Origin of the sequence: Trebonia sp., from assembly GCF_049794275.1 — a bacterium.
In the GTDB taxonomy this organism is placed as follows: domain Bacteria; phylum Actinomycetota; class Actinomycetes; order Streptosporangiales; family Streptosporangiaceae; genus Trebonia.
Genome location: NZ_JBARCR010000753.1, coordinates 1 through 3,405 on the forward strand (window position 1 = coordinate 1; position 3,405 = coordinate 3,405).

The 3,405-nt window shown below is 66.7% G+C and carries 3 protein-coding genes; 1 reads left to right on the forward strand and 2 read right to left on the reverse strand.

What is annotated here, in order from left to right:
• Positions 1-235: 235 nt before the first annotated feature.
• Positions 236-403, reverse strand: coding sequence for a hypothetical protein (locus WA805_RS19685; RefSeq protein WP_422288823.1), 168 nt, complete (start codon positions 401-403; stop codon positions 236-238).
• Between the two features lie 439 nt (positions 404-842).
• Entirely contained in the window at positions 843-1,046 is a 204-nt protein-coding gene (locus WA805_RS19690; protein WP_425243066.1) for a hypothetical protein, read from the reverse strand.
• Between the two features lie 530 nt (positions 1,047-1,576).
• Between WA805_RS19690 and WA805_RS19695 the strand changes: the two genes are divergently transcribed.
• Positions 1,577-3,405 (forward strand): cation-translocating P-type ATPase (locus WA805_RS19695; protein ID WP_425243067.1); only part of this gene is annotated, 1,829 nt, incomplete at its 3' end.

Below are 3,405 nucleotides of genomic sequence, written 5' to 3' on the forward strand. Positions count from 1 at the left end.
GGGCCCGGCGGCAAGCTGGCCGGGCCGTTCCCGGCGGCCACGGGCCTGATGTCGTCACCCAACGTGCGTCACCCCCGCCGAGATCAGCCCATGTGCGCGCAGCCAGCTGCTGGCCACCGCTATGAGCACCGTGCGCGATTTCATACGTACTCCCGCCGTGGCAGGGCGCGCCAAGACAGCCAGCCAGGCGCCACGGGCAGCCAGTAGGTGATGGACGCTCCTCGGATGCAGCGCCTCAGGCAAGATGAAAGAACAGCAGCACACCGATGACGATTGTGGCGGCAGCACCGATAAGAGTCAGGATGAGCAGAATCTTCGAAGCGGCTCTGATGTACGCGAACGTCAGCCCGCCAGAAATCACCAGCACGGATCCCATCAAAGTGTCATGCCAGTCCATCGCCATCGCGTCGCCCCTTTCCTGCTCGCAAGCGGTGCGTCGTTGACCGACAGCAAGCATGGAAAAGGTCAGATGCCGCCATATGTCACCCTCGGCTTAGCTGCACGTAAGGCGCTACCGGGGTCCAGAGCAGCCGAAAAGGATATCGATTCATCCACACGAGATGGACGGGTACACCTTTCTTCTTTTACGCTACGCCCAATCCGCCGCAGAGACAAGGACGCGTGGTGGTTCTGCCGCCGGGAATCCGGCCGCCGGATTCTCATGCCTAACGGTACGGGCAGCCCTCGGTACGGCGGAAGCGTCAGTGCGACGAGACTAGCCGCAACGAGCACCTCGCACGTGTCAGGCTCAGTTCCTCGTCATGCGGCTCGCGCCCGATGCTGCTCCCCGGCATTAATGCGAGGCCCTCGCGGCTCGCCCTGCCTGGCCCACCCTGGCCCCATCACCATTCCAGTCCAGGACCCAAAATGAGGCCAAGAATGTTAGAAGAATCCCCTTGGCAAGGCATAGGAGCATCGCTCGGCACGCCGCCGATACGAACGGCAGGGCTGAATTGGCGATCGTCGCAACCGTTAGCGATATATAGGTTGGCGCAGTTCTCTAATGTGCGCTGTTCGTCCTGCGACAATACCAGCGGCGCCAGCACGGGATCTCCCACCCTCCCAGCACACTGCACTCCGGCCGCCCTGTCATCATCGAACCAGTCAGCTGAAGCTAAAGGCGACTCAAGTGGTGATAGGGAACTCAAGACCGGGACACTAGACGTCAGCGAGCACCGAACCCTGCCAGCACCCGGCACTACTATCAGCGGCACCCTCCACCTCACCGCCGCCATCGACGTGCCGTCATGACCACGGACATGGTGGTGGCCCCCCTACGCTGAGTACGGATCACCTGCTGCGCGTATCGACGGAACGTTGTCGCGCAGCGCCAAGTCGAACGCGACGTTGGCCAGCGCGCCGTTCCCGGAGCTGCCAGGTTGCGAAGGCGAGGAGTCGTCAGACACAGGTAATGGCGCGAGGCGATGGAGGGACGGCAGAATGGACGGTTGTATTCCGCCGACTTCTTTGAGGATCGGTTGGGCCGCTGCCTGCGCCCGGCGCTCAGCAGGGGCTGCTGGCCGGCGGCGGGGGTTCGGGTCGTCTCGGTAGTAGCTCGCCGGGAAGGGGGTGTCCCGTGCAGGCCAGACTGGTCGATGTGCCCGGGGCGGAGCGCCAGGCGCTGGCCGCAGAGGCCGCGTGGCACACGCTTAGCGCCGAGGAGGTGCTGCGAGCCGAGGAGGCAGACCCGCGGCACGGCCTGAGCTCGGCGGAGGCGGCGTCGCGGGTCGGCCGGTTCGGCGCCAACACGCTCGCCGCAGGCAGGGCAGAGCCTCGCTGGCGCGCGTTCATCCGCCAGTACTCCGACCCCATGCAGATCGTCTTGCTCGTGGTCGGCCTCCTCAGCCTCTTCCCCCTCCGTCAGCTGGGAACCGGCCTTCTGCTGATTCTGCTGACACTGGCTAACGCGGTTCTCGGCCTGCAGCAGGAGGGCGGGGCTGAGAGCGCGGTCGCCGCGCTCCAGCGGAGGTTGATCGTGACCGCCCGGGTGCGGCGCGATGGCCAGGAGGCGGAGATCCCCGCTGCACAGCTGGTCCCCGGCGATGTCGTCTCGATCGAGGCGGGTGACGTCGTTCCGGCTGACGGCAGGCTGCTCCGGGTGGCCTCGCTGGAGGTCGCCGAGTCCGAGCTGACCGGGGAGAGCCTGCCGGTCTCGAAGGGTACGGCCCCGGTCGGGGAAGTCGGCATGCCGCTGGGCGACCGGACCGACATGGTGTACATGAACACCTCTGTCACCCGCGGGACGGGCGAGTTCGTAGTCACCGCGACCGGGATGGCGAGCGAAGTCGGCCACATCTCGGGAATGCTCCAGGCGCAGCCGACGGTCAAGACCCCGCTCACCCGCCAGCTCGACCGGCTCTCAAAGCAGCTCCTGCTGGTCGCGGGTGTCGCGCTGATCGCGTCGATGGCCGTGAACCTGTCTCGCGGCTATACCTTCAACGCGGTGTTGCCCGCCGCGGTCGCCTTCGCCATCGCGGCGGTCCCGGTGCAGTTGCCCATGGTGGTGACGACGATCCTGGCGTGGGGCACCCGGGCTCTGGTCAAGGTCGGCGCCATCATGAAGCAGCTCCCTTCGACCGAGACCCTGGGGTCCACGTCCGCGATCAACACGGACAAGACCGGGACGCTCACGCTGAACCAGATGACCGCGGTCCAGATGGTCGTCGCCGGGCACCGCTATGCGGTCGAGGGAAAGGGCTACTCGACCCACGGGCGCATCAACCGCGTCGCCGGACAGGCGGAGATCCCGCTGGACCAGTTCCTGATGCCGATGGTCATGGCCTCCGACGCGGTGCTCAGCGACGGCGAGCTGATCGGCGACCCGACCGAGGGAGCCCTGGTCGTGCTGGCCGCGAAAGGCGGCATCGACGCCGTCTTGACCAGGCAGGTACACCCGAGAATCGCCGAGCTCCCCTTCGACGCCGAGTACAAGCTCATGGCGACGTTCCACAAGATGACCGATGAATCGGGGAAGGCGGTGATCCGCTGCTTCGTGAAGGGGGCGCCCGATCAGCTCCTGGCCCGGGCCGCCACGGTGCTGGACCCGGACGCCGGCCCAGTTCCGCTCGACGGCCGTCTCCGCGAGCGGTACCTGGCCGATAACCACCGGTTCGCGGAAGAGGGCCTGCGGGTCATCGCAACCGCACGCAGGGATTTCGACCCGGCGGCCTTCGATCCGGGGGCTGACCTGCTCCCGCTAGTGACCGATCTGGAACTGCTGGCTCTCGTCGGAATCGTCGACCCGCCGCGGCCCGGTGCCAAGGCAGCGGTCGGGCAGGCGAAGTCCGCCGGGATCGAGGTCCGCATGATCACCGGTGATCACGCGGTTACCGCGGCCGCGATCGCCCGCCAGCTTGGCATCGATGGCAAGGTCATCAGCGGGGCGGAGTTCGGCGCGATGACCGA